Raw genomic sequence first — 20,682 nt, 5'->3', positions numbered from 1 at the left:
CACTCATTCGCGAGCAAGCCCGCTCCCACAGGGGAGTCGCGTCGTTCGCACATCCAATGTGGGAGCGAGCTTGCTCGCGATGCAGGCACCTCGGATTCTCAGGTGTACGCCGACATGCATAAACCCTGCGCCATCGTCCCCGTCTACAACCACGAAGCCGCCATCACCACCGTGGTCGATGCACTGATCGCCCACGGCCTGCCGTGCATTCTGGTGGACGATGCCAGCGATCAGTCTTGCGCAAAGGTGCTGGATCAACTGGCCCGGCGCGAGATGGTTTACCTGATCCGCCTCGCCGCCAATCAGGGCAAGGGCGGCGCGGTCATGACCGGCCTGCGCGAAGCCTCGCGTCTGGGCTTCAGCCACGCCTTGCAGGTAGATGCGGACGGTCAGCACGACCTGCAAGACGTCGCGACCTTCATCAAACAATCACGCGCCCATCCGCACGCGGTGATCTGCGGTTATCCGCAATACGATGCGAGCGTGCCGAAAGGTCGCCTGTACGCCCGTTACCTGACACACGTGATGGTCTGGATCAACACCCTGTCGCTGCAGATTCGCGATTCCATGTGCGGCTTTCGCGTCTATCCATTGCCGCCGACCCTGGCGCTGATCGACGCGGCGAAGATCGGCAAGCGCATGGACTTCGACTCGGACATTCTGGTGCGCCTGGCCTGGCGCAATCAACCGATGCAGTGGTTGCCCACCAAGGTGCATTACCCGCTGGACGGTGTCTCGCATTTCCGTATGTTTCACGACAACGTGCTGATTTCGAGCATGCACACGCGGTTGTTCCTCGGCATGCTGCTGCGGGCGCCGGTGATCCTCTGGCGACGGTGGCGAGCATGAGCAGCAACGCAGACAAAGAGCATTGGGCCGACCGCCAGGAGCGTGGCAGTTTCTGGCTGATGAAGCTCACCGCGTTCGGCGCCAAGGTACTCGGCCGCCGACTGTTGAGCCCGCTGTTGTACGGCATCGTGCTGTACTTTTTCCTGTTCGGTCGCAGTGCCCGCCACAGCGCCTGGCAATACCAGCAACGCCTCACCGACTGGAGCGGTCGCGACGAATTGCGCCCGACCCACTGGCGCGTATTCGGCCAGTTCATGGCCTTCGCCGACTCGATGCTCGACAAGCTCGACGTGTGGAACGGCAAACTGAGCATCGAGCAGATCGAAATCATCGACCCGGCGCTGCTGCGCAATCAGCTGCGTGGCAGCCGCGGGCAATTGCTGGTGGGCGCCCATTTGGGCAATCTCGAAGTGTGCCGTGCGTTGGCGGAAATCGGCGAAAAGGTCACGATGAATGTGCTGGTGCACACCAAGCACGCCGAGCAGTTCAACCGTTTGCTGGGCGAAGCCGGCGCGACCAATCTGCGGCTGATCCAGGTCAGCGAACTCGACCCGGTGATCATGCTGCAACTGCACGAACGCCTAGAGCGCGGCGAGTGGCTGGCGATTGCCGGAGATCGCGTGCCGTTGCACGGCGGGCGCAGCGTGACGGTGGATTTCCTTGGTCATCCGGCGAAATTCCCGCAAGGTCCGTGGCTGCTGGCAGGTCTGCTGAAATGCCCGGTCAACCTGCTGCTGTGCCTGAAGAAACCCGACGGCGATTATCGGCTGACCCTCGAACCGTTTGCCGACGCGATCACCTGGAAGCGCAGCGACCGCGAACAGGTCATTCATCAGTGGGCGACCCGCTACGCCCAGCGCCTGGGTCACTATTGCCTGGAAGCGCCTCAACAATGGTTCAACTTTTACCCTTTCTGGAAGACCGATGACGACGCCAACGCTTGAGCCGGTAACCTTCGGCGAACTCCCTTTGCGCATCGAAGACGTGCTGGCCCTGGCCAACCGTCAGGTGCCCATGCAGTTGCAGGGCGACCCTGCGTACCGCGAGCGTATCGCCAAGGGTGCGCGATTCCTCGATTCGCTACTGGACAAGGAAGGCGTGATTTATGGCGTGACCACCGGTTACGGCGATTCCTGCGTGGTCGCGGTGCCGTTGCATCATGTCGAGGCGTTGCCCCGTCATCTGTACACGTTCCACGGCTGCGGGTTGGGCAAACTGCTCGACGCCCAAGCCACCCGCGCGGTGCTCGCGGCGCGCTTGCAGTCGCTGTGCCACGGCGTGTCCGGGGTGCGCGTGGAACTGCTGGAGCGCCTGCAAGCGTTCCTCGAACACGACATCCTGCCGCTGATCCCGGAAGAGGGTTCGGTGGGCGCCAGCGGTGATCTGACGCCGCTGTCCTATGTCGCCGCGACCTTGTCCGGCGAGCGCGAAGTGATGTTCCGTGGCGAACGCCGTCAAGCCGCGGACGTGCATCGCGAACTCGGTTGGGAGCCGCTGGTTCTGCGCCCGAAGGAAGCGTTGGCCCTGATGAACGGCACCGCCGTGATGACCGGCCTCGCCTGTTTGGCCTACGCCCGCGCCGATTACCTGCTGCAACTGGCCACGCGCATCACCGCGCTGAACGTGGTCGCGCTGCAAGGCAATCCGGAGCACTTCGACGAACGCCTGTTCGCCGCCAAACCGCATCCGGGGCAGATGCAAGTCGCCGCGTGGCTGCGCAAGGATCTGGCGATCGACGCGCCGACCGCGCCGCTGCATCGCCTGCAGGACCGCTATTCCCTGCGTTGCGCGCCCCATGTGCTTGGCGTATTGGCCGACAGCCTGAACTGGCTGCGTTCGTTCATCGAGATCGAGCTCAACAGCGCAAACGACAACCCGATCATCGACGCCGAAGCCGAACGCGTGCTGCACGGCGGGCACTTCTACGGCGGCCATATCGCGTTTGCCATGGACAGCCTGAAAAACCTGGTGGCCAACGTGGCCGACCTGCTCGACCGCCAACTCGCGTTGCTGGTAGACGAGCGTTACAACCATGGTTTGCCGAGCAACTTGTCCGGCGCCACTACGGAGCGCGCGATGCTCAATCACGGCTTCAAAGCCGTGCAGATCGGCACCAGCGCCTGGACCGCCGAAGCGCTGAAAAACACCATGCCGGCCAGCGTGTTCTCGCGCTCCACCGAATGCCACAACCAGGACAAAGTGAGCATGGGCACCATCGCCGCCCGCGATGCGATTCGCGTGCTGGAGCTGACCGAACAGGTCGCCGCCGCTACCCTGCTTGCCGCCAACCAGGGCGTTTGGTTGCGCAGCAAGGCCGAAGACGCGCGCCCGCTGCCACCGGCCCTCGCCGCCATGCACGAAGAGCTGGCCAAGGACTTCCCGCCAGTCATCGAAGACCGCGCGCTGGAAGGCGAATTGCGCTTGTGCCTGAAACGGATTGCCGAGCAACACTGGAGGCTGCATGCGTAGCAAGGGAGTGCTTCACACCGATACGGAAATCCTCGTGCCGTTCTTTGACGTCGACACCATGAACGTCGTCTGGCACGGCCATTACGTCAAATACCTGGAAATCGCCCGTTGCGCGTTGCTGGACAGGATCGGCCATAACTACACCGCCATGGTCGAGTCCGGTTACGCCTGGCCGGTGATCGACCTGCAATTGCGCTACGTGCGCGGCGCGGTATTTGGTCAGAAGCTGAACGTGCGGGCGAACCTGGTGGAGTGGGAGAACCGTCTGAAGATCAACTACCTGATCAGCGATCTGGAAACCGGTGAACGTTTGACCCGGGCCAGTTCAGTGCAGGTGGCCGTCGACATGAGCAGCCGCGAAATGCAGTTGGCCTCACCCAAAATCTTCACCGACGCCGTAGAGAGGGCCCTGCCATGATTTTCTGCCACCGCCGCTCCCCTGTGGGAGCGGGCTTGTCTCCGGGCGGCGTTCCGACGATGGTCGTTAACGATGACGCTGGGCACCTGACACCCCGCGGCGCTCTCAGGTTTTTCGCGAGCAAGCTCGCTCCTACAGTGTTCTGCGTGTTGCTGGGCATTCCAGGGCTGGCCAACGCCTTCGATCTGCAACAACTCAGTGATCAACTGGCCAAACCCGATGTGATCCACGGCAATTTCATCCAGGAAAAACACCTGCGCGCCCTGCCCCAGCCGTTGACCAGCAAGGGCACCTTCGTCCTCGCTAAAAACCACGGCCTGCTCTGGCTGCTGAAAACTCCGCTGCAACAGGATTACCGCATCACCGCCAAGGGCATTGCCCGGCGTGACGCCAACGGTTGGCAGACATTGCCGAGCAAGAGTGCCGGTGCCGAGCAGAACCGCTTGTTCCTCGCCGTGCTCCAAGGTGACAGCAGCGCGCTGCAACGGGACTTCGAACTGTCCCTGAGCGGCGATGCGCAGAACTGGACACTGACCCTGATTCCGCGCTCGCTGCTGCTCAAGCAGGTGTTCAACCAGATCAACATCACCGGCGGTGAACTGGTGCATAGCATCGAGTTACTGGAAACCCAAGGCGACAGCACCTTGTTGCGTATGCAGGACAGCACCAGCGCCCAACCGTTGAGCGACGCGGAGCAACATGACTTTGCCGAGTGAACGCACGCTTCCCCGCCTGTTTCTGATCCTGCTGCTGGCGGTGCTTGTGCTCGCCGGTTGGCAATGGCGTGACGGCGCACCGCTGTCGGCCAACCTGATGGAACTGGTGCCGGGTACGGCGCCGGACGCGCTGGAACTGCGCGCCGAACAACGCATGCAAGAACCGCTGAACCGCGAAATGCTGGTGCTGGTCGGTCACACGGATCGTCAGCACGCCGTCGCCATGGCACAGAAGCTGGGCGAGCAATGGCAGGCCAGCGGTTTGTTCGAAAAGGTCCAGTGGACCCTGCAAGCCGACTTGCCGTCGTTGCGTACGCAGTTGCTGCAAGGTCGCCTGGCGATGCTGTCGGCAACGGATCGGCAGCAACTGATCGAGCACCCCGACGCCTTTATCCAGCAACGGGTGCAGGCGCTGTTCGACCCGTTCACCGGTTTCAGCCTGGTGCCGAGCCAGGATGACTGGCTGGGGCTGACCGGGCGCATCCAGAACAGCCAGCCGCAACACGGTTCGGTGCAACTGGACACCGGCAGTGGTGCGCTGGTCGCCGATGCCGACGGCAAGAGCTGGGTGTTGCTGCGGGCTCGCACCAGCGGCAATGCGTTCGACATGAACCTGCCGCTGCACGTGGCCGATCTGCTCAAGCAAAGCCGCGAAGAAGCGGCTCAGACCGACGTGCAACTGCTGGCCGCCAGCGGTTTGCTCTACGCAGCAGCCGGTCAACAACAAGCCACCCGGGAAATGACCTGGGTCGGCGGAGGTGCCACCGTCGGCATTCTGTTGCTGTTGTTGCTGGCCTTCCGCCGCTGGCGCGTGTTGCTGGCGTTCGTCCCGGTACTGGTGGGCATGCTGTTCGGCGCGGTGGCGTGTGTGGCGCTTTTCGGCCATATGCATGTGATGACGCTGGTGCTTGGCTCCAGTCTGATCGGCGTCGCGGTCGATTATCCGCTGCACTATTTGTCCAAGAGCTGGAGCCTGAAACCCTGGCACGCCTGGCCGGCGTTGCGCCTGACTTTACCGGGGCTGACGCTGAGCCTGATCACCAGTTGCATCGGGTACCTCGCACTGGCCTGGACGCCGTTCCCGGCCCTGACCCAGATCGCCGTGTTCTCCGCTGCCGGCCTGCTCGGCGCTTACCTGTCAGCGGTGTGCCTGTTGCCCGCGCTGCTCAAGGGGGCGGATTTGCGCCCGGCGCAATGGCCGCTGCGGGTATCCGAGTATTTGCTGGATCGTCGTGAAGCGCTGCTCAAGATCGCGAAAACGCCGGTGCTGCTGGCGCTGCTGATTGCCTTCTGCGTCGGCGGTCTGTTGCAGCTCGATACCAAGAACGATATTCGCCAATGGGTCGGCGCACCGCAGCAATTGACGGACGAAGCCCGGACCATTGCGCGCATCACCGGTTACCAACCCACCAGCCAGTTCTTCCTGGTGCGGGCCGCCAATCAGCAAGAACTGCTCGAACGCCAAACCGCGTTGAGCGAGCGGCTGGATCAATTGGTCAATCTGGGCAAACTCCAGGGCTATCTGTCGCTCAATCAACTGGTCAGCCGTCCCAGCGAGCAACACCAAGTGCGCGAAGCGCTGAACAAGCTGCCGCCATTCTGGCAACCGCTGCTCGATGTTGGCGTGCCGCTTGAAGCGCTGAAAGCCGAGCTGACGAAGCTGCAAGCGTTGCCTGTTGAAGACATCGACAGCGCGTTGATCGGCCCGTTGGCCGAACCCTATCGCGCCCTGTGGCTGGGCCCGACCGATGACGGCGTAGCGGCGATGGTCAGCCTGCAAGGCCTGAACAACCCTGCGCTGCTGCGGGTTCAGGCGCTGGACTTGCCAGGCGTGGAGTTGGTGGATCGCCTGGGTGAATTGAACAAGGTGTTTGCCGAGACGCAGATCAGCGCCGCCGAATTGAAACTCGCCTCCTGCGTGTTGATCGTGCTGGTGCTGATCTTGCCGTTCGGCTTCGGCGGCGCGTTGCGCATCGTCGCGCTGCCGCTGCTGGCGGCGTTGTGCAGCCTCGCCAGTCTCGGCTGGCTCGGGCAGCCGCTGACGTTGTTCAGCCTGTTCGGCCTGCTGCTGGTGACAGCGATCAGCGTCGACTACGCCATCCTCATGCGCGAACAGGTCGGCGGTGCCGCCGTGAGCCTGCTGGGCACCTTGCTGGCGGCACTGACTACTTGGCTGTCGTTCGGCTTGCTGGCGGTGTCCAGCACGCCGGCCGTGAGTAATTTTGGTTTGTCGGTAAGCCTGGGCCTGGCGTTCAGCTTCCTGCTGGCGCCATGGGCTGGGCGGCAAGTACATGCGACTGCGGTCGCGGAGTCGGCAACATGATGGTGGTTCTGTTCTGGGTCATGGCCCTGGCGTTGTTCGCCGTGGCCACGCGTGTCGGTCGTCATTTCGGCCTGATTCCGATCGTCAGCCAATTGTTGCTGGCCACGATCGGACTGCCGTTGCTGATGTATTTCTGGATCGAACCCCAATGGCAATTGAGCGGCGCGACGCTGGTGGCGCCGATCTGGCTGAAAAACCTCTACAGCCTGAGTTTCGCGCTGTTGCTGGGCTACATCCTCAGCGACGTGATCGATCTGCGACTCGACCGCCAGAGCCTGAAAATCGCCCTGCCGAGTTTCTGCGTGCCGTTTGCCTGCGGCCTGGCCACCGCCATCTGGTTGCTGCCGCCACAGCCGTGGATCAGTTCGCTGGCGGTCGGTCTGCTGTTCGCCATCACCGCAATCCCGGTGTTGTATTTGTATTTGCGGCATATCGGTTACCCGACCACCGCCACCCGGCGACTGGTGCAGACTGCGATCCTGATCGACCTCACCTGCTGGACGCTGTTCGCCATCGCCCAAGGCAGCCTGCACCTGAGCAGTTTACTACTGCCCTTGGCCTGCGCGTGCGTGCCCTTGCTGTTGCGGGTACTCGGCTTGCGCCAGCCACGGCTGTACAGCGGATGTTTTTTCGCGCTGCTGGTGGTGGCCGAGCACTACAAACTCAATGCACTCATTATGGGCGTCGGCTATCTGCTGTGCATGGCCGCGCTCAAGGTGCCACTGGTGTTGCCGGTGCCGGCGCTCTGGATGAATCGCTTGCAGACCTGGATCGCGATCCCGCTGATCCTCACGTTCGGCATCGTGCAAATCAACGTCCACAGCGCCATGGACAGCCTGAGTTGGCTGCAACTGGCCGCGCTGTTGCTGTTGCCGATTGCCAGCAAACTGCTGGGCAACTGGTGGGGGCTTGGCTGGGCCGGCGCTTCGTTTGCAGGCGCCAGCCGCTGGCGCGAAAGTGTGCTGCTGAATATTCGCGGCTTGAGTGAGATCGTCTTTCTCAACCTGCTGCTGCAACAACAACTGATCAGCCCGCCGCTGTACTTTGCGCTGATGCTGATGGGCCTGATCGCGACATTGCTGCCGGCATTGGTCGGCATGCACCGAATCCCTCTAGCTGCCGTCCCGGCAAGGAGCCCCCATGCCAACCGTTGAAATGGAACGTCGTCAGGTCGTGATCATCGGCGCCGGTCCTTCGGGCGCCATTGCCGCCGCGTTGCTCAAACGCAAAGGCCATGACGTTGTGGTGATCGAACGTCAGCATTTTCCCCGTTTCTCCATCGGCGAAAGCCTGCTATCGCACTGCCTGGATTTTGTTGAAGAAGCCGGCATGCTCGAGGCGGTGAACGCGGCCGGTTTCCAGCTGAAAACCGGTGCGGCGTTCGCCTGGGGCGAGCGATACAGCGCCTTCGATTTCGGCGACACCTTCAGCAAGGGCAAGCCGACCACCTTTCAAGTCCTGCGCGCCGACTTCGACAAACTGCTGGCAGACCAGGCTGCGCTGCAAGGCGTGGAAATCCGTCACGGGGAAGCCATCTTCAGTGTCAACATCGAGCGGTCAAAACCGCTGCTCGGCGTACAACGCGAGGACGGCAGCCAGTACAGCATCGAGGCTGATTTCATGCTCGATGCCAGCGGCTACGGCCGCGTTTTGCCGCGCTTGCTCGACCTTGAGGCGCCGTCGAATTTCCCGGTGCGTCAGGCCGTGTTCACCCACGTCGAAGACCATATCGACCACTCGACGTTCGACCGCACGAAAATCCTCATCACCACTCATCCGAGCCAACGCGATGTCTGGTTCTGGACCATCCCGTTCAGCAACGGGCGTTGCTCGGTGGGCGTGGTCGCGGCGGCGGAACATTTCCAGGGTCGCACCGAGAATCTGGACGACTGCCTGCGCGGCTTTATTGCCGAAACGCCAAGCTTGGCCGGCGTGCTCGACAACGCCGTGTGGGATACGCCGGCGCGCACCATCGGCGGGTATTCGGCCAACGTCAAAACGTTGCACGGTCCCGGCTTTGCGCTGCTGGGCAACGCGGCGGAATTCCTCGACCCGGTGTTCTCCTCCGGCGTGACCATCGCCATGCGTTCGGCGAGCATGGCCGCCGGGGTTTTGCACCGACAGTTGCAAGGGGAAAGTGTCGACTGGCAAACCGAGTTCGCCGAACCGCTCAAGCGCGGCGTCGACACCTTCCGCTGCTATGTCGAAGGTTGGTACGCCGGGACTTTCCAGGACGTGATTTATCACGAGGGCGGCTCTGCGGATATTCGCCGCATGATCAGCTCGATCCTGGCCGGTTATGCGTGGGACGAGCGTAATCCGTTCGTCAGTGAAGCCAAGCGCCGGTTGCGCATGCTTTCGGAAATTTGCGCGAGTGATGCCTCTTGAGCTACCTGAGCGAACATTACGTCGAAGAAACCCGGTTCGGTTTCTGGTTCCTGCGCAGCCACACCTGGCAGCACCATGTGTTGCGCGTCGCGATAAATGATTTGCGCAGCTTGTTCAGCGAATCGTTGCCAGGCAACCCGGTGTTGCTGGACGCCGGATGCGGGCAGGGCAAATCGTTCCAGTACCTGCGACAAACCTTTGCGCCACAGCGCCTGATCGGTTTGGACGCCGACCCGCATAGTCTCGATTTGAGCGGTGAAGAAGCCGCGCGCCAAGGTATGGACGTGGAATTGATCGGCAGCGACTGCGCCACGCTTGCCGTGCCGGATGCCAGTGTCGACCTGCTGTTCTGTCACCAGACCTTCCACCATCTGGTGGAACAGGAGAAGGCACTGGCCGAGTTCTACCGTGTGCTCAAACCCGGCGGTTATCTGCTGTTCGCCGAATCCACCGAGGCTTACATTGATACCTGGGTGATTCGCTGGTTGTTCCGCCATCCGATGCAGGTGCAAAAGAGCGCCGCCGAATACCTCGACATGATTCGTCGTCAGGGTTTCGAGTTCGGCCCGCACAACGTGTCTTATCCGTACTTGTGGTGGAGTCGCTCCCAGGATTTCGGCCTGCTTGAACGTTTTGGTCTGCGCCGGCCAAAACCGTTCGGCCAACGGGAAGAAACACTGGTCAATGTGGTGGCGCGCAAACCTTTTGAAGGTGCTGTGTGATGTCTAGCGCAAATCAAAACTGTGGGAGCGAGCTTGCTCGCGAAAGCGGTGGGTCAACCAACATGAATGTTGAATGTAACGCCGCATTCGCGAGCAAGCTCGCTCCCACAGGGATAGCGCACATATGGCGATTTTTGCTACTCGGCGCGGTCCTGTTACTGAGCGCCTGCGCCAGCCAGGCACCACTGCCCGAGCAATCCCCTACCCTGCCGTTACCACAGCAACTGCACATCCAGCGTCTGCTGGACGGCCAGCGTCAGGACTGGGTGCTGGTGATTGCGCGTGAAGGCCCGGGCATTCGCTGGTCGATGATGGACTTGCTGGGCATTCCACAGGCACGTCAGAAACTGATCGACGGCCAATGGCAGGCCGACGGCCTGCTGCCGCCCAATCCGCAAGCACGGGAGTTGTTCGCTGCCTTGTTGTTTGCACTGACGCCCAAGGATGAATTGCGCGGCAACTACCCCGATGCCTGGCAGCATGGCGCGCAACGTTCCCTGCCGTCGCACTGGGAAGTCCGTTACTCACAACCGTTGAGCTTTGAATTGAACCTGCCTAAAGGTCCGAAGTATTTAGTCACGGCCCTGACCGGTGAGACGCCATGACCGCTTACCTCAACGCCCTCGGGGTGATCTGCGCCCTGGGTCGCGACAAACATGAAGTCGCGCGCAACCTGTTTGCCGGCGATTGCTCCGGCATGCGCAGCGAGACCGGCTGGGTGCCGGAACGCGCGTTGCCGGTGGCCGCGGTGCATGGCGAACTGGCGCCGATCCCGGCGAAACTGGCGAAGCAGAGCAGCCGTAACAACCAATTGTTACTGGAAGCGGCGCTGCAAATTCGCGACGACATCGATCAAGCGATCCAGACTTACGGCCGCGACCGCATTGGCGTGATCCTCGGCACCAGCACTTCCGGCATCGACGAAGCCAGTAAGGGCCTTGCCCATTACATCCGCGAGCATCAGTTCCCGGCCGAGTACGACTATCAGCAACAGGAACTCGGCGCGCCGGCGAATTTTCTCGCCGACTGGCTGCAACTGAGCGGCCCGGCCTATGTGATTTCCACGGCCTGCACCTCCAGCGCCCGGGCGCTGATGAGCGCCCAGCGCCTGCTGGATCTGGGCCTGTGCGACGCGGTGCTGTGTGGCGGCGTCGACAGTTTGTGCAAGCTGACCCTTAATGGATTCTCGGCGCTGGAAGCGGTCTCCGAGCAGCGCTGCAATCCCTTCTCGGTCAATCGTGACGGCATCAATATCGGCGAAGCTGCCGTGCTGTTCCTGATGACTAAAGTGGCTGGAGACACACAACCGATTGCTCTATTGGGCAGTGGCGCCAGCTCCGATGCGCACCACATTTCCGCGCCGGAACCGACCGGCCGTGGCGCCCTGCAAGCGATGCGCAAAGCCTTGAGCCGCGCGCACCTGCAACCCGAGCAAATCGCCTATCTGAACCTGCACGGCACGGCCACTCAACACAATGACGCCATGGAAAGCCTGGCGGTGACGGCGCTGTTCCCTTCCGGTGTACCTTGTTCGTCGACCAAACCGATGACCGGCCACACCCTCGGTGCGGCCGGCGCACTGGAAGCGGCGTTCTGCTGGTTGAGCCTGAGCGCTGACAATCAAAAACATGCGCTGCCGCCGCATGTCTGGGACGGCCAGCCCGACCCCGAACTGCCGGCCCTGAATTGGGTGACCCCGACCGACCGCCTGACGTCCATTGCACCTCGCTACCTGATGAGCAATTCCTTTGCCTTCGGTGGCAATAACGTCAGCCTGATTATCGGAGACGCCCCATGATTGACTGGCCGCTCGCCGAACTGATACCGCACGCCGGCGACATGATCCTCATCGATCAGATCCTGGCGTTCGATGACGAGCAGATCCACACCCGCCTCACCGTCAAACCCGATGGTCTGTTCAACCGGCCTGACGGCAGCCTGCCGGCGTGGGTCGGTATCGAACTGATGGCCCAGAGTGTAGCCGCCTACGCCGGTTGCCACGCGCGCCAGCGGGGCGATGCGGTGGAGCTGGGCTTCCTGCTGGGCACGCGTAAATTCGAATGCAACGTCGAACATTTTCCCGCCGGTACCGAGCTGACCATCCACGGGATTCGCTCGCTGGAAGACGACAATGGCATGGGCGTGTTCGAATGCCACATCAACGCCCCCGGCATTCACGCCACCGCTCGCCTGAACGTGTTTCGCCCGCCTCAGGCCGCTCAATACCTTCATGAATCCCCAGGAGCCCAGTCATGACTGAATCCGTACTGGTCACCGGTTCCAGCCGTGGCATCGGCCGCGCTATTGCGTTGCGTCTGGCTCAGGCCGGGCATGACATCGTGCTGCATTGCCGCAGCGGCCTTGCTGACGCTATCGCGGTGAAAGCCGAGATCGAAGCGATTGGCCGCAATGTGCGCGTCCTGCAATTCGATGTGTCCGATCGCGCCAGTTGCAAAGCCATTCTCGAAGCCGACGTGGACAGCCACGGTGCCTATTACGGCGTGGTACTGAATGCCGGCCTGACGCGCGACGGTGCTTTTCCGGCGCTGAGCGAGGATGATTGGGATGTGGTGATGCGCACTAACCTCGACGGTTTCTACAACGTGCTGCACCCGGTGATGATGCCGATGATTCGTCGTCGCGCCGCCGGGCGAATTGTTTGCATCACCTCGGTTTCGGGGTTGATCGGCAATCGCGGGCAGGTCAATTACAGTGCCTCCAAGGCCGGTCTGATCGGCGCGGCGAAGGCGTTGGCGATTGAACTGGGCAAGCGCAAAATCACCGTCAACTGTGTCGCACCCGGCCTGATCGACACAGCCATGCTCGACGAAAACGTGCCGGTGGAAGAACTGATGAAAATGATTCCTGCACAACGCATGGGCACCCCTGAAGAGGTGGCCGGCGCGGTGAATTTCCTGATGTCGGCGGAAGCGTCGTACATCACCCGGCAGGTGCTGGCCGTCAACGGAGGCCTGTGCTGATGAAGCGCGTCGTCGTCACCGGCATGGCCGGCATCACCTCACTGGGCAGCGACTGGGAAACCATCGCCGGCAACTTCGCGGCCAATCGCAGCGGCATCCGCCGGATGGACGAGTGGGATCGTTTTACCGAACTCAACACGCGCCTGGCAGGTCCCATCGATGACTTCAAGGTGCCGAGCCACTGGACCCGCAAGCAATTGCGCAGCATGGGCCGGGTGTCGCGGCTGGCGGTCGGCGCGGCAGAGCGGGCATTGGCCGATGCCGGTTTGCTGGGTGACGAATCGATCAAGGACGGACGCATGGGCGTCGCGTGCGGCTCCTCCACGGGCAGCACCGACGAGATCAAGGCGTTCGGCAACATGCTACTCAACTCCGTGGCCGAAGGCCTGAACGCCAACTCCTACGTGCGCATGATGCCGCACACCACGGCGGCGAACATCAGCATTTTCTTCGGCCTCACCGGTCGGCTGATCCCGACCTCCAGCGCTTGCACCAGCGGCAGTCAGGGCATCGGTTATGCGTACGAATCGATCAAGTTCGGGCGTCTGCCACTGATGCTCGCCGGCGGCGCCGAAGAACTGTGCCCCACCGAAGCCATGGTCTTCGACGCGCTCTACGCCACCAGCCTGAAAAACGACGCCCCGCAGACATCCCCACGACCCTACGACAGCGGCCGCGATGGTCTGGTGATCGGTGAAGGTGGCGGCATGCTGGTGCTCGAAGAGCTCGAACACGCCCTGGCGCGCGGCGCGCACATTCACGCCGAACTCGTCGGCTTCGGCAGCAACGCCGACGGTCAGCACGCCACGCGCCCGGAGCTGGCCACCATGCGCAGGGCCATGGAACTGGCCTTGGAAGACGCCGGTTTGCAGCCGTCGGACATCGGCTACGTCAACGGTCACGGCACCGCGACCGAACAGGGTGACATCGCCGAAACACTGGCGACCAGCAGCCTGTTCGGCGAACACATGCCGATCAGCTCGCAGAAAAGCTTCCTCGGCCACACCCTTGGCGCCTGCGGTGCATTGGAATCCTGGTTCAGCATTGAAATGATGAACAGCGATACGTACGCGCACACCTTCAACCTTGATGAGGTTGATCCGAATTGCGGCAAGCTTGATTACTTGCGGGGTGAGTTCCGAAAGATGAGTAATCAGTATGTGATGAACAATAATTTTGCGTTTGGGGGGGTGAATACTTCGCTGATTTTTAAGCGCTGGTCTTAACAAGGCAATGCTCGTCGGATGGAGGACAGTGCGAGCGATGAGTCACCTGTGGCGAGGGAGCTTGCTCCCGCTGGACCGCGCAGCGGTCCTTTTTTTGGGGCCGCTTCGCGACTCAGCGGGAGCAAGCTCCCTCGCCACAATAGCGTTGTCTCAAACAGGTCGGTTTGGCATCGCCCCGTTCCTGTCTGGCTCTGCGATGGCTGATTACCCAGGTCCTCAGAGTCAGCCCGCTCCCACAGGGTTTTGCAGTGTTGCAACAAACGTGTTCACACCGCTTAACTCTGTGGGAGCGGGCTTGCCCGCGATTGACGGCGAAGCCGTCAGGATTTCAATGGCTCAACCTTGCGCGTCAACAACTCCACAAACGCCTTGGCCATCGGCGACTTCTGATCCTTACGCTGCACCAGCCACACCGCAGAAACCGCGTCAGGATCAAGCAACGGCCGATAAACCACGCCATCAATCCGCATCCGCTGATAAGACGCCGGCAGCACCGACACCCCCAACCCCGCCGCCACCAGACCGATGATGGTCATCGCTTCCCCCGCCTCTTGCGCGAAGTGCGGGCTGAAACCGGCATCCCGCGCCAGGCTGAGCAATTGCGCATACAGACCACTGCCATAACTGCGTGGGAAAAACACGAACGGTTCGAGTGCCAATGCCGACAGAAACAATCCCGCTTCACTGTCCTGCACCAACGGATGCTTGGAGCTGAGCACGGCCACCAGCGGCTCACGCATCAGTTCCACCACGCTGAGTGAGTCCGGTAACCCCAACGGCCGCATGATCCCGACCTCGATCGACTCGTCCATCAGCGCATCGGCCACTTGGGTGCTGCTCATTTCCCGCAGGTTCAAATGCACCGCGGGAAAGCGCTGGCGAAACGAAAAAATCGCCTGAGGAATGGTCGAGTTGAAAGGTGCCGACGAAGTGAAGCCAATCTTCAATTCACCCAGTTCACCGAGCTGTGCCCGTCGCGCCACATCAGCCGCTTTATCAACCTGCGCCAGCACCAATCGCGCCTCTTCCAGAAACAGCCGACCGGCCTCACTCAGCTCGACCCGACGATTGGTTCGCTCGAAAAGCCGCGCACCCACCTCCTGCTCCAGCGCCTGAATCTGCTGACTCAACGGCGGTTGCGAGATGCCCAGCACCTGGGCGGCGCGGCCGAAGTGCAGTTCTTCGGCGACGGCGATGAAGTAGCGCAGATGACGCAATTCCATGAAAACTCCATTAGGTCGTAAAACCTCTTAAACAGGTCGAACAATATATTGGATTGAATCATTAGGCAGCTATATGCTTTTTTCATTGCCTGACCGGCTGCCTGCCCCGAGGTCTGAAGTGAAAACTGCTGTCGCCCCACTCGCCCATGAAGTTCCGCCCGCCGCGCTGGACGAAGTTGTCGCCGAGCTCAAGGAAATCTACATCGAAAAAGGCACGCCGATGTTCATGCGCACGGTGCTGGCCTTGTTCTCTGGCGGCTTCGCGACCTTCGCACTGCTCTACTGCGTACAACCAATGATGCCGCTGCTGTCCAACGAGTATTCGATCAACGCGGCGCAGAGCAGCCTGATTCTTTCGGTGGCCACCGGCATGCTCGCCATCGGCTTGCTAATCACTGGCCCGATATCCGACCGAGTCGGACGCAAACCGGTGATGGTGACGGCGCTGTTTGCCGCGGCGCTGTGCACCATCGCCAGCTCCATGATGCCGAGCTGGCACGGCGTGTTGGTGATGCGCGCGCTGATTGGCTTGTCGTTGAGTGGCCTGGCGGCGGTCGCCATGACGTTCCTGAGCGAAGAGATCCATCCGCAACACATCGGCCTGGCGATGGGTCTGTACATCGGCGGCAACGCGATTGGCGGAATGTGCGGACGCTTGATTACCGGGGTGTTGATCGACTTCGTCAGCTGGCACACGGCGATGCTGGTGATCGGCGGACTGGCGCTGATCGCAGCGGCGGTGTTCTGGAAAATCCTCCCCGAATCGCGCAACTTCCGCGCACGCTCGCTGCACCCGCGCAGCTTGATCGATGGCTTCACCATGCACTTTCGCGATGCCGGCCTGCCGCTGTTGTTCCTCGAAGCCTTTGTGCTGATGGGCGCGTTCGTCACGCTGTTCAACTACATCGGCTATCGCCTGCTCGCCGAGCCGTATCACATGGACCAGGCCTTTGTCGGGCTGCTTTCGGTGGTGTACCTGTCGGGTATCTACAGCTCGGCGAAGATCGGTGCACTGGCGGACAAACTGGGCCGACGCCGGGTGCTCTGGGCCACCATCGTGCTGATGCTCGCCGGCCTCGCCCTGACGATGTTTACGCCACTGCCGGTTGTAATCATCGGTATGCTGATTTTCACCTTCGGCTTCTTCGGTGCGCACTCGGTAGCAAGTAGCTGGATCGGCCGCCGTGCCACCAAAGCCAAGGGGCAGGCATCGTCGCTTTACCTGTTCAGCTATTACGCCGGGTCGAGCATTGCCGGCACGGCGGGAGGGGTGTTCTGGCACCTGGGTGGGTGGAACGGGATCGGGTTGTTTATTGGCGCGTTGCTGGTGGTGGCGTTGTTGATTGCGTTGAAACTGGCGAAGTTGCCGTTGTTGCCTGGGGCTGCATCGGTTTAGCGTGGAATTGGGTGTATATCCGTTTTTTGGTGATGGCTGATATTGGTTGCGCCCTTACGGCGGGTCACTTGGAAAAGCGCCGAGTAACCAAGCGCTTTTGCCCCTTGGTTACTTGGGGCTCTTCCAAGTGACCCGCCGTAAGGGCGCAACCCTAAGCGGCCGTTACCGCAGAAACGGATATGTACACCAAAAAAAACCTGCCAAGCGCAACTACCTGAGCACCACCCGCGCCTCAAGCACCGCATCACGCTTTTCCAGCGTCAACGATTGCACCGCAGCCCCATCACGCTCGACCCGGTCCAGCCACTGCAACAGTGTCTTCGCCTCACCACTGAGGGTCAGTCGCAACAGATCGTTGTCAGCCTCCATCTGATGCAGTTCAAGCCCCACCGCCGCAACGCTTTCACTGATACGCAACGACAAGGGCTGCTCAGCAACGACCGCAACGCTGCTTCGAGGTTGCGCCCGTTGCAGCTGCGCAGCCAGAGCCAGTTGCTGTTGATACCGGCGCTCGACAGCTTCCAGACGCTGAAGACTCGGTTGCCAGATCAGGCTGAACACCGCGACGACCAACAAAAACACACCAACAACCAGCAACAGTCGTTGCTCACGAATGGACAGGCGTTGCCAGACAAGCGTCATGTGTTGTCCTCCACGGCCAATGTCGCCTGCACGCGGTTGCGCTCTTTGCTCGCACTGTCGAGCCTGACCGGCACACCTTGCTGCCGTCCGCGTTCACGCAGTTGCTCAAGCTCGGCAAAACTGTTGGCGGTCAGCTGGACTTTCCAGCCGTCGCCCGCACGAAATTCAATACGCCGGACCTCGACATGACTCGCGCCGATGACCTGCTCGACCAAACTCACCAAACCTGCAATACGTGTTTTCTCCGGTTCAGCGGTCTGGCTTTGCAGCACTTTGAGCTGCGTCGCCAGGTCTACGATACGGCTCTGGTCAGGGTAAAGCGCCTTGAACCGCTGCTCGTTCTGGCTGTAGAGCCGACGGGTTTCACCCTCGAGAAAATGGATTCGCGTGGCGCTGGCGCCCCAGGTCAGCAGCAACAGCATCAGTAACGCCCAGCCAACGAAACGCCAGGGTAGACCTCCGCCACGCGGGGCGAATGCGCCTTGCAGCAGATTGATGGCCTGTGAGTGCCGAAGTGTCCGGCACTGGTCGACATCAACCGCGTCGTGGCGCTCGTCGATCCATCGGATATCCGGGGGCAATGCCGGTCTGAGCGAGGTCAGTCCGTCATCCGACACCGCCACGCGGGCCGGCATCCCGCCGCCGATCAGCCATCGCCCGAACCACCGGACGACGACCGCCTGAACGCCGGGCAACACATCGGCATCGACAAAGACAGAACGGACGCCAACGCCCGATTCAGCCAGCAGCGCGAGCACAGCGGCGAATCGCTCTCGACCAATCACCATCACCGGGTAGCACCCTTCCCGGTCGCGAGCGCCAATGCCCAGATGCAGGTTCTCCAGCGCGTCACTCAGTTGATCTTCGACAGCAAACGCGATGGCGTGTGCGCCGGGGTGGCGCCTGGAAGGCCACGGATCACTACGGACCCAACTGCACAATTCCATGGGCAATAGCAGATCGACCGTTTGCCCGTTCAGCGCCTGCGCAGCTTGATTCAATGGCATGAGCTGGCGTTGGCCGGTCGAAGACCACAGGCAGCACGGCCAGTCGGTCGACGGTTCGGCCAGGCCCTCGGCGGTCAGATAAAGCCAGGTGTTCATCGCGGCATCTCATGGGTACTCGAAGGAAGAAGACGTCGTTGCAGGATCTTGAATTGGTGCGTGTCGGGGTCGCGCTCGACATCAGTGGCCAGGCGCAAACGGCTCTGCCCCTGAATGACTTGCACCGTGATCCGGAACCAGCGGCTTGCGGTTCCCAGCCCATGGCTGCTCAGGCCTGCGCCGGAGAGCAGCGGGTCCTGGGTAAAGGCCTGAACGCTCGCCCACGCAGTCATTGAACGCTGACGGACCAATGCGTCGGCCGTCGTCGCTTCCACGCCATCGAGCATCCTCAATACCTGCGCCGGTGCAGTGTTGATGTTCAGCGCGGCATCTGCAGGCAGCAGCGCGACCCATGGCTCCAGTTGACGCAACAGCTGACCGTCAACACCGGGCAGCAGGCGCAGCTGACTCAGTTCCTGTAATGCGCCGACCTGACTCAGCGGCAGCGGTGGAAGATCGAGCAAGTCGAGCAAGCGTCCCCAACGATTGAGGGTGACCTGATCTATCTGGCCTTGGGTCAACAATGAATTGAGATTGAACCGCCCGGCGAGGTCTTCGATATCGACGCGTAGTTGTGCACCCTCGATGTCGAAGTCGGGCGCCATCCGCGCCCAGTCCTGGGTCAGGTCGACCGTTTTTTGCGTAGCCCGCGCAGCGTCTTGTAGCTGCAAAAGCGCCCAGGTTTCCCCGGCAACCGCGAGTTGGCGCAAGTAAACGTGATGCACCGCTTGCCCGCTGCTTTGCAACGACAGACGATGACTGCGCAGCATGCCGTTCGTAATCAACAACGCCAGGCTCATGACCAGCAACACACTGATCAACGCAATACCCCGTTGATGCCCGCTCATGGCAACGCGCCCGGTAACAGCAACACCCGACGGATCGCCTCGAAACGGCCCACCGACACGTGCAGTTCCACGGCCAGCGGTGTCGGCGCGTCTCGCCCGGACGGCCACTCGCTACGCCAGCCGGATTGACGGTCAAACAAACGCCAGCTCAAGTCCCGAACATCGTCGAGCAGTTTTTGCCGCTGCATGAAGGGCGTGCCCTCACCCTGGCTTTCACGCCACAGCACACCGTTGTCGAGTCGGTACGTCAGGGTTTGACGCTCGCTGCGGGGTTGGTCCAGAGGATTGCGCCAGTGGCTGCGCTGCAACTGCAGCAGTGTTTGCTGGAAGACGACAGGCTGTTCGGTGACCTGCATCAAGTCCCGCTCGATCACCGCCACCGCCCGTTGCAGGCTACGAAATTCACGTTCGTGGGCCGTCGTACCCTGCTGCGCGCGCACGACGCCATCGAACAAGCCCCAACTGGCCAGGCCGAGCAAGGCGAATATCGCCAGAGCGATCACCAGTTCCAGCAAGGTGAAGCCGGTTTGCCTATTCATGACGATCGGGTATCCAGCCACTGGCGCGATGCAGGGTGTGCTCGCGACCGGAAAGGCTGACGTCAACGTCGACCCTAAGCAGCCGCGGGTCAGTCGACGCGTTGATGTGCTGGCGCAGCAGCCAGTCGCGGCGATCCATGTGGACCACGTGCTGCTGTTGGCCGAGGGTCAACCCCGGCTGCAGGCGCAGTTCATTCAAATGGTTATCGGCCAACCAGGTGGCGAAGAGTCGTTCCTCGACCGCGCCGGTCTGCTTCAACACGTATTGGCTCGCCGACAGCACGGCCGCCGCCAGCGTCGAGAAGACCGCCAGGGCCACCATGATTTCCAGCAGAGTGAAACCGCGCATGCGTGTCCGCGACAGGCCCTTAACCATCAATTACCGCCTCGCCAATACCATCGCTCGAAAGACTCAAGAGCGTGCTGTCTCGAGTAGCGAACGTCAGCGTGAAGGCGCTGGTCTCATCGCTGCTGAGCATCAACAGTTGCGGCGGTCCTTCATCGGCTCCCAGAATCAGGGAATGCCCATCCTGCTCAAGGCTTAGCCGCAAGGTTTCGGGCCACTTGTAAATCGCAGCGACCGGCTCCCAGCCTTGAGCATCGAGCCGCATTGCGCGGTAACCGCTGTCACTGAGCCGCAGGCCGTACTCCTCGCCATCCAGCACCGCCCGCTCACGCAACTGTTGAATCATGCCCGCCATCCCGAGCGCTTCCTGCCGGGCCTGACGCAACGGATTCGGCCCGACGACAAAACTCACCATGCCCAGCAGCACGCCGATAACAACGATCACGATCATCAACTCGAGCAAGGTAAATCCTCGGCAACGCTGACGCATGAA

General features: G+C 61.6%; 22 protein-coding genes. 15 read left to right on the top strand and 7 right to left on the bottom strand.

Going from position 1 to position 20,682, the window contains the following annotated elements; translation table 11 throughout:
• Nucleotides 1-114 precede the first annotated feature (114 nt).
• Genes ACYZT9_RS02910 through ACYZT9_RS02845 form a run of 14 tightly spaced genes read left to right on the top strand, consistent with a single transcriptional unit; the run spans nucleotide 115 to nucleotide 14,092 of the window.
• On the top strand, nucleotides 115-849 hold the full coding sequence (locus ACYZT9_RS02910; protein ID WP_462008481.1) for a glycosyltransferase family 2 protein: 735 nt from the start codon (nucleotides 115-117) through the stop codon (nucleotides 847-849).
• A complete protein-coding gene (locus ACYZT9_RS02905; RefSeq protein ID WP_462008480.1) occupies nucleotides 846-1,793 on the top strand; it encodes an LpxL/LpxP family acyltransferase in 948 nt (315 codons plus the stop codon). Before ACYZT9_RS02910 ends, ACYZT9_RS02905 begins: the two co-directional genes overlap by 4 nt.
• Nucleotides 1,774-3,318 (top strand): HAL/PAL/TAL family ammonia-lyase, encoded by a 1,545-nt coding sequence (locus tag ACYZT9_RS02900; protein WP_462008479.1) that lies wholly within the window; start codon nucleotides 1,774-1,776, stop codon nucleotides 3,316-3,318. Before ACYZT9_RS02905 ends, ACYZT9_RS02900 begins: the two co-directional genes overlap by 20 nt.
• The gene (locus tag ACYZT9_RS02895) at nucleotides 3,311-3,736 is read left to right on the top strand and encodes an acyl-CoA thioesterase (protein WP_462008478.1); all 426 of its coding nucleotides are present in this window, start codon (nucleotides 3,311-3,313) and stop codon (nucleotides 3,734-3,736) included. Before ACYZT9_RS02900 ends, ACYZT9_RS02895 begins: the two co-directional genes overlap by 8 nt.
• Nucleotides 3,733-4,452 (top strand): outer membrane lipoprotein carrier protein LolA, encoded by a 720-nt coding sequence (locus tag ACYZT9_RS02890; protein ID WP_462008477.1) that lies wholly within the window; start codon nucleotides 3,733-3,735, stop codon nucleotides 4,450-4,452. The genes ACYZT9_RS02895 and ACYZT9_RS02890 overlap by 4 nt, the downstream gene beginning before the upstream one ends.
• Entirely contained in the window at nucleotides 4,436-6,775 is a 2,340-nt protein-coding gene (locus tag ACYZT9_RS02885) for an MMPL family transporter (protein ID WP_462008476.1), read from the top strand. Before ACYZT9_RS02890 ends, ACYZT9_RS02885 begins: the two co-directional genes overlap by 17 nt.
• On the top strand, nucleotides 6,772-7,929 hold the full coding sequence (locus ACYZT9_RS02880) for a sodium:proton antiporter (RefSeq protein WP_462008475.1): 1,158 nt from the start codon (nucleotides 6,772-6,774) through the stop codon (nucleotides 7,927-7,929). Before ACYZT9_RS02885 ends, ACYZT9_RS02880 begins: the two co-directional genes overlap by 4 nt.
• Nucleotides 7,916-9,163 (top strand): NAD(P)/FAD-dependent oxidoreductase, encoded by a 1,248-nt coding sequence (locus ACYZT9_RS02875; protein ID WP_462008474.1) that lies wholly within the window; start codon nucleotides 7,916-7,918, stop codon nucleotides 9,161-9,163. Before ACYZT9_RS02880 ends, ACYZT9_RS02875 begins: the two co-directional genes overlap by 14 nt.
• The gene (locus ACYZT9_RS02870; RefSeq protein WP_462008473.1) at nucleotides 9,160-9,885 is read left to right on the top strand and encodes a class I SAM-dependent methyltransferase; all 726 of its coding nucleotides are present in this window, start codon (nucleotides 9,160-9,162) and stop codon (nucleotides 9,883-9,885) included. Before ACYZT9_RS02875 ends, ACYZT9_RS02870 begins: the two co-directional genes overlap by 4 nt.
• On the top strand, nucleotides 9,885-10,490 hold the full coding sequence (locus ACYZT9_RS02865) for a hypothetical protein (protein WP_462008472.1): 606 nt from the start codon (nucleotides 9,885-9,887) through the stop codon (nucleotides 10,488-10,490). The genes ACYZT9_RS02870 and ACYZT9_RS02865 overlap by 1 nt, the downstream gene beginning before the upstream one ends.
• Nucleotides 10,487-11,683, top strand: a complete 1,197-nt coding sequence (locus tag ACYZT9_RS02860) for a beta-ketoacyl-[acyl-carrier-protein] synthase family protein (RefSeq protein WP_462008471.1) — start codon at nucleotides 10,487-10,489, stop codon at nucleotides 11,681-11,683. The genes ACYZT9_RS02865 and ACYZT9_RS02860 overlap by 4 nt, the downstream gene beginning before the upstream one ends.
• A complete protein-coding gene (locus ACYZT9_RS02855) occupies nucleotides 11,680-12,141 on the top strand; it encodes a hotdog family protein (protein WP_462008470.1) in 462 nt (153 codons plus the stop codon). Before ACYZT9_RS02860 ends, ACYZT9_RS02855 begins: the two co-directional genes overlap by 4 nt.
• The gene (gene fabG / locus ACYZT9_RS02850; protein ID WP_462008469.1) at nucleotides 12,138-12,866 is read left to right on the top strand and encodes a 3-oxoacyl-ACP reductase FabG; all 729 of its coding nucleotides are present in this window, start codon (nucleotides 12,138-12,140) and stop codon (nucleotides 12,864-12,866) included. The genes ACYZT9_RS02855 and fabG overlap by 4 nt, the downstream gene beginning before the upstream one ends.
• The gene (locus ACYZT9_RS02845; protein ID WP_462008468.1) at nucleotides 12,866-14,092 is read left to right on the top strand and encodes a beta-ketoacyl-ACP synthase; all 1,227 of its coding nucleotides are present in this window, start codon (nucleotides 12,866-12,868) and stop codon (nucleotides 14,090-14,092) included. The genes fabG and ACYZT9_RS02845 overlap by 1 nt, the downstream gene beginning before the upstream one ends.
• Nucleotides 14,093-14,412: 320 nt before the next feature.
• Here the strand turns inward: ACYZT9_RS02845 and ACYZT9_RS02840 are convergent, their stop codons facing one another.
• Nucleotides 14,413-15,315: a LysR family transcriptional regulator gene (locus ACYZT9_RS02840; protein ID WP_462008467.1), complete on the bottom strand. Its 903-nt coding sequence runs from the start codon at nucleotides 15,313-15,315 to the stop codon at nucleotides 14,413-14,415.
• 118 nt (nucleotides 15,316-15,433) lie between these two features.
• Between ACYZT9_RS02840 and ACYZT9_RS02835 the strand changes: the two genes are divergently transcribed.
• On the top strand, nucleotides 15,434-16,711 hold the full coding sequence (locus ACYZT9_RS02835; protein WP_462008466.1) for an MFS transporter: 1,278 nt from the start codon (nucleotides 15,434-15,436) through the stop codon (nucleotides 16,709-16,711).
• 210 nt (nucleotides 16,712-16,921) lie between these two features.
• On the opposite strand, the gene gspM is transcribed toward ACYZT9_RS02835, so the two are convergent.
• Genes gspM through gspH form a run of 6 tightly spaced genes read right to left on the bottom strand, consistent with a single transcriptional unit; the run spans nucleotide 16,922 to nucleotide 20,679 of the window.
• Nucleotides 16,922-17,353: a type II secretion system protein GspM gene (gene gspM / locus ACYZT9_RS02830; protein WP_462008465.1), complete on the bottom strand. Its 432-nt coding sequence runs from the start codon at nucleotides 17,351-17,353 to the stop codon at nucleotides 16,922-16,924.
• Entirely contained in the window at nucleotides 17,350-18,456 is a 1,107-nt protein-coding gene (gene gspL / locus ACYZT9_RS02825) for a type II secretion system protein GspL (protein WP_462008464.1), read from the bottom strand. Before gspL ends, gspM begins: the two co-directional genes overlap by 4 nt.
• Nucleotides 18,453-19,304: a type II secretion system protein GspK gene (locus ACYZT9_RS02820; protein ID WP_462008463.1), complete on the bottom strand. Its 852-nt coding sequence runs from the start codon at nucleotides 19,302-19,304 to the stop codon at nucleotides 18,453-18,455. The genes gspL and ACYZT9_RS02820 overlap by 4 nt, the downstream gene beginning before the upstream one ends.
• Entirely contained in the window at nucleotides 19,301-19,843 is a 543-nt protein-coding gene (locus ACYZT9_RS02815) for a type II secretion system protein GspJ (RefSeq protein ID WP_462008462.1), read from the bottom strand. Before ACYZT9_RS02815 ends, ACYZT9_RS02820 begins: the two co-directional genes overlap by 4 nt.
• Nucleotides 19,836-20,219, bottom strand: a complete 384-nt coding sequence (gspI, locus tag ACYZT9_RS02810; RefSeq protein WP_462008461.1) for a type II secretion system minor pseudopilin GspI — start codon at nucleotides 20,217-20,219, stop codon at nucleotides 19,836-19,838. Before gspI ends, ACYZT9_RS02815 begins: the two co-directional genes overlap by 8 nt.
• Nucleotides 20,212-20,679 (bottom strand): type II secretion system minor pseudopilin GspH, encoded by a 468-nt coding sequence (gspH, locus tag ACYZT9_RS02805; protein ID WP_462008460.1) that lies wholly within the window; start codon nucleotides 20,677-20,679, stop codon nucleotides 20,212-20,214. Before gspH ends, gspI begins: the two co-directional genes overlap by 8 nt.
• Nucleotides 20,680-20,682: the final 3 nt, after the last annotated feature.

The organism is Pseudomonas sp. ZT5P21 (genome assembly GCF_054897785.1).
Note: the sequence above shows the minus strand (reverse complement) of the source record. Positions and strands in the feature narration are given on the sequence as shown.